This is a genomic window from Rhizobium sp. P1_C7, from assembly GCF_056406295.1.
Genome location: NZ_JBFUAL010000053.1, coordinates 1 through 4,979, shown reverse-complemented (window position 1 = coordinate 4,979; position 4,979 = coordinate 1). Strand labels below are relative to the sequence as shown.

The following is a 4,979-nucleotide window of genomic DNA, read 5'->3' as shown; positions in this document are numbered from 1 at the left end:
GATGAACGAGGAGCCGTTGACGCGCGATCACGGCTACCCGCTACGCGCGGTCGTGGGTGGCTGGTTCGGCATGGCTTGGGTCAAGTGGATCACGCATATCACGGTCGTGGAACAACCGTTCCTTGGCTACTGGCAGGCGCGCGACTATTTCCGTTGGGAGCGCAGCCTCGGGGAACCCCGGCTTGTCCCGCTCGCGGAGATGGAGGTCAAAGCGCAGATCGCGCGTCCCGTGCAGGGGGCGCGTCTCATCGCCGGCCAGCCGTATCGGATTTTCGGAGCCGCCTGGAGCGGAGAGGCTGTTATCCGGCAGGTGCAGGTCTGCACCGGAGATGGTAGGGGCTGGCGCGAGGGAAGGCTCCTCGAAACAGAGCGTCCCTTTGCATGGCGCTTGTGGGAGTACATGTGGACCCCTGAAGAAGTGGGGCGATATAACCTGCGATGTCGCGCGATCGATGGGGCGGGGTGCGTGCAGCCCGACCTCCAGCGTTCCGACTGCGAGAGCTACGCGGCCAATTGGATCGTTCCGGTGGAGGTTAGTGTCGTGCCCGAGCCACAGACGTACGAGGAGGAATTCGTGATCTAATCACCCGCATCGGGCGGAATGGCGGCTTGGCGCAACTGCGGCCCGCGTTGTCACTGCGTCACGTCCGCTTTGCAGCAACGGCGGCCGGTGGCTCGATGACCGGCGGCGAGCTGGATGAAAGTTCCATGGCAGGGCGCAAGGTCAGTGTGCTCGTCCGCAAACGCAAGAAAGCCCTCCACTATGGGAGCGCTTTCTTGCTGATATCGTTGATAGATTTTGGTTGCGGGGGGCTGAGTCCACGGAGACTTGTAGGTTTTCCCGCCCAAATTACCTTCGAACGGCGCGGTCATATGGTCCGGCCTTTTTGAGCGCAGTCATCGACTGCTGGCCACGATGAGATCCTCGACGCCGATAGCCTAATCAATTCTGCGCGATCAAAGGCGCACTGAGCCAAACGGTCTGATCGTTATCGAGGTGTTCCTGATGACGGCCGCCCGGAAGGTGATGCCGGAGGCGGTCTGCTCGGCACCAATGAGGCGTGACCGAGGGAACGGAGAAAGGCTCGCAGCCATGCGCGTCTTTTGAGCTGCGTGGCGCTCTCATTGTCAGGCGCCTCCGCTGGCAAGCAGCGCGCTGTGTGCGGCGCGGAAGGCATCCTGCAACGGCTTGTGCTTATAGAGACCTGCCAGGGCATAGCTGTTGAGAAACTGGCGTCCGGCGAACAGCGTGCGGTCGGCGGGGGTCAGGTCTGCTTCGTCGCAGACCTCTTTCCAGAGTTTGGCGACGGTCGAGATCTGGTGTTCGATCAGTGCGGCGGCTTCCGTCTCTTTCACGTGATAATCCGGCGCGGCGGCGAGCAACGTGGCGAGCGTGCTGGCGCGGCCATCGCCCTTGATCAGCATGGCCTGCGTGGCTTCATTGCCGGTGCGACCTTGCGGGCAGATGTCATAGGCGGGGGTGAGTGTCAGCATCCTGCCGTCCCAGAAGGCGGCATGGTTGCGGGCATGGTCGTCTGTGTTGCCGCACAGCACGTTGAAGCAGATCCGTCCGTAGAGTTCCTTCAGCGTGTCCTTGGGATTGGTGAAGCGGTGGCGGATGAGCTCGGCGAGGTCTTCGTAGGAGGCATAGCGAGCCATCATCTCATCAAGGCCCAGCATGGTCAGGGCCGAGACCATGGCGCGGCGCGTCCAGCCCTCCGTTGTGTGCGTGCGGTCGAAGCGCTCGATCAGGAGCACGTCCTTATGGGCGGCACGGGTCATGGAGACGTTGGCGGCGTTTAGCCCGCAGGCCGCTGCGAGTTTCATCGCGATGAATTCAGCCTTCACAACGCTGTAGGTGTCGTTTGTTGCCGAGAACTTGGCGATGAGCTTTTTTGCGCCGTCATCAATGAGCGCCTTGGGGCGCGCGCCGCCGATCGAGGTGCCGTGATTAAGGGCATGGTCGAGCGCCGGGGGCAAGGGCACGCCTTTTTCGATAAGGGTCGCCGCTTCCATCAGCTCGTCAAGCGATGCCTGCGCGGCAAGGCGGGGGACATACTCCGTGGCCGATGTCTGAAAATCGAGCGCGCCGATCCGGTCGGAGCCTGACTGCAGGAGAAAGGTCAGCTCGCTGATCTCCGGCACGCCCGCTGCGTCGGGCTTTTTGCCCGTCAACCTGTTGATGATGACCCGGCGGCCCCAGGCATCCGGCGAGCCATCGCGAATGCAGCTCGCCATCGGCAGGCCGTTGAGAGGCGCAATGACCCCTTCCTGGAGGGGCAGCTCCGGCTCGTAGATAGAGATACCGCTTTTACGGCGGCGGTAGCTGGCGCCATAGGTAAAGAGCAGGCGCTCGCCATCCTGGTCGAGGCGGCCGGCCACCACCGGTTCTGTTTCCTCGGGCAGCCACATCCAGACAAAGGCTTCGGTGGCGTCCGCCTTAGAAGTCATCATCGACCTCCTTCACGCTGTGGCGGACACTCTTGGGTAGCAGGGTCAGTTTTTCGTCAAGGCGCGCATTGTGCATCTGCAGGCTCCGCTCATCATAGTCGAACAGGCGCACGCCCACGAGCGAGGCGACTTCGAAGACGATGCCGATCTCAGGGCCCGGCGCTCCCTTTTCGATTCTGGAGAGCGTCGTGCGGCTGATGCCGGCGCGGTCCGCCAGTTCCTGCGCGGTTAGGCCGCGCTCGGCGCGGCCGACGCGGATCAGCTTGCCGAGCATGGTGAGCGCCTGGTGCGCGACTCGAGAGTAGCTTCTCTGACGGGGCATTCTATACCTGTTTTGTTCATTTGAGTGGACATAAGGCCTTCTCATGGCCAGAATTTTGTACATTTTGTTTGGCGCGTGGAGTAAAGTCAAGCTTTGTTCACTTGATTGGTCATAAGGACGTCTTGTGACCAGAATTCTGAACAATCAATAGGTTCTGATTGACCAGGTGCGACCGCAGTGCGGTCACACAAGGAGGGCTCGGGCTCAGGCACCCGGCGCGGAACTTGCCGTTGAAACTCTGGATGTAGCTGTTGTCGGTCGGCTTGCCAGGCCGGGAGAAGTCGAGCACCACGCCCTTATGGTAGGCCCACAGATGAATTCGCTGCCGTAACACCTTCGGAAGTTTGCGCTGAATGAGGCTTTGACCAGTTGCGTAGCCCCAATCTATAGCGCGGCGATCAGGATGAGACGCCGCATTGCCTCGCCTGAACTGCTCCCTGAGAATGGGTTATTGCCTCATCTAAATTGCTCCCGACGAATCAACCTCGGGAGCTGTGATGAGGAAGGTAAGCATGGCGACACGTACGGAATTGGTGGCTGCGATCAGTTGCCGCTATACGTTAGGCGGGCGGGCCGAGAAAGCGAGGATGTTAGACGAGTTCGTGGCGCTCACGGGTTTTCATCGCAAGCATGCGATGCGACTGCTGCGAGGAGAACGCGAACCGGCGAAGGGTGGTCCTCGGCCAGGGCGCCGGGTTTACGGCGATGACGTGCGGGCAGCACTCGTCGTTGTTTGGGAGGCGTCGGATCGAATTTGCGGCAAGCGACTACACCCCCTGTTGCCAACACTGATTGAAGCGATGGAACGTCATGGACATGGCGATATGAATGGCGAGACGCGCCGGCAACYTTTGACGATGAGCCCAGCGACGATTGATCGGGTCCTCAAGGATATCAAAGCGAGCGCCACGGGTCCCCGGCGCCGGAAAGGATCAACAGCGATTCGGCGTAGTGTTCCCGTTCGAACGTTCTCGGATTGGGATGACCCCGCACCCGGCTTTGTCGAAGCTGACCTCGTTTCTCATTCCGGCCCGTACGCGAAGGGTGCCTTCTCGCAAACGCTGGTGTTGACCGATATAGCCACAGGCTGGACGGAATGCGCGCCGCTGTTGGTTCGCGAGCAAACGGTACTGATCACTGCGTTGGCCGAAATGCGCAAGTTGCTGCCGTTCCCGCTGCTGGGCTTCGACACCGACAACGACAGTGTGTTCATGAACGAGAGCGTTCATGAGTATTGCTTGCGCGATAATATCGAACTCACCCGTTGCCGCCCCYACCGAAAGAACGACCAGGCATTTGTCGAGCAGAAGAATGGCGCGATCGTGCGCAAGATCGTTGGGTACCGACGCTTCGAGGGGCTGCGAGCCACACGGGAGCTGGCCAAGCTTTATTCCTCCATGCGGTTGTTCGTGAATTTCTTTCAGCCATCATTCAAGCTGAAGGAAAAGCACCGTGACGGAGCCAAGGTGATCAAGCGCWATCATCGTCCCGCCACGCCCTATCAGCGGCTGCTTGACGACGCACGCACGCCGRAGGATACATGCCTTCGGCTCAAGGCGAAGTACCTGACGCTCGATCCGGTCCGGCTGCTCCGCGACATACGCCTGGCACAAGAGAGATTGGTCGAAATTGCTGACAATCCTGATAGTTCGCCTGCCACCGACGGCGAGGCATTACCACTCGAAGACTTTCTGTCTGGCTTACGGATTGCTTGGCGTGATGGTGAAGTGAAACCGACTGCCCGTTCCAAGCCAGCGACCAAGCGAGAGCGGCGCRGGCCCGATCCTCTACTCTCCGTCACTGCTGAACTCGAGGAATGGTTCGAGGCGGAGCCTTGGCGAACTTCGCGAGAGTTGCTTGAACGCTTGCAGGTCAAGTACCCCGGCGTATATCCCGACGGCCTCATTCGGACCGTGCAGCGTCGAATGAAGATCTGGCGCAGTACACAGGCCCATGCGCTGGTGTTCGGTCCATTCGCCGATACCGCGCCGCAGACTGAAATAGTAGAGGTCGTGCAGTGAGACTCTTACCACCAGGTCGCCCTTCGACAACCTGCGGAAAACATGATGGCCGCCCGCGAAGCCGCCCGCTCGCTACAGCGCTATTGAGGGCGCGCTCGCGAGCGGCTTCGCTACCTCTGTCACCTTGCAACACGTGCGGGGACACGAGCGTAGCAACACGTGAGGCATTCAAGAACATTCGAGTG

At 60.6% G+C, this 4,979-nt stretch carries 4 protein-coding genes and 1 pseudogene; 2 read left to right on the top strand and 3 right to left on the bottom strand.

The window, feature by feature from the left end:
• Window positions 1-583, top strand: a 583-nt coding sequence (locus tag AC1D2R_RS31995; protein ID WP_477973834.1) for a molybdopterin-dependent oxidoreductase, incomplete at its 5' end; no start/stop codon positions are given.
• 545 nt (window positions 584-1,128) lie between these two features.
• Here AC1D2R_RS31995 and AC1D2R_RS31990 read toward each other — a convergent pair.
• The 3 genes and pseudogenes from AC1D2R_RS31990 to AC1D2R_RS31980 all read right to left on the bottom strand — a co-directional run.
• Complete coding sequence (locus tag AC1D2R_RS31990; protein WP_477973832.1) at window positions 1,129-2,451, bottom strand: type II toxin-antitoxin system HipA family toxin; 1,323 nt, start codon at window positions 2,449-2,451, stop codon at window positions 1,129-1,131.
• Window positions 2,441-2,725 carry a helix-turn-helix transcriptional regulator gene (locus AC1D2R_RS31985; RefSeq protein WP_477973836.1) on the bottom strand — a complete coding sequence of 95 codons (285 nt, stop codon included), beginning with the start codon at window positions 2,723-2,725 and terminating at the stop codon, window positions 2,441-2,443. The genes AC1D2R_RS31990 and AC1D2R_RS31985 overlap by 11 nt, the downstream gene beginning before the upstream one ends.
• Before the next feature lie 157 nt (window positions 2,726-2,882).
• Window positions 2,883-3,086: pseudogene (locus AC1D2R_RS31980) on the bottom strand (integrase core domain-containing protein); the annotation flags it as partial.
• 184 nt (window positions 3,087-3,270) lie between these two features.
• Between AC1D2R_RS31980 and AC1D2R_RS31975 the strand changes: the two are divergent.
• On the top strand, window positions 3,271-4,794 hold the full coding sequence (locus tag AC1D2R_RS31975) for a transposase (protein WP_477973830.1): 1,524 nt from the start codon (window positions 3,271-3,273) through the stop codon (window positions 4,792-4,794).
• Window positions 4,795-4,979 lie beyond the last annotated feature (185 nt).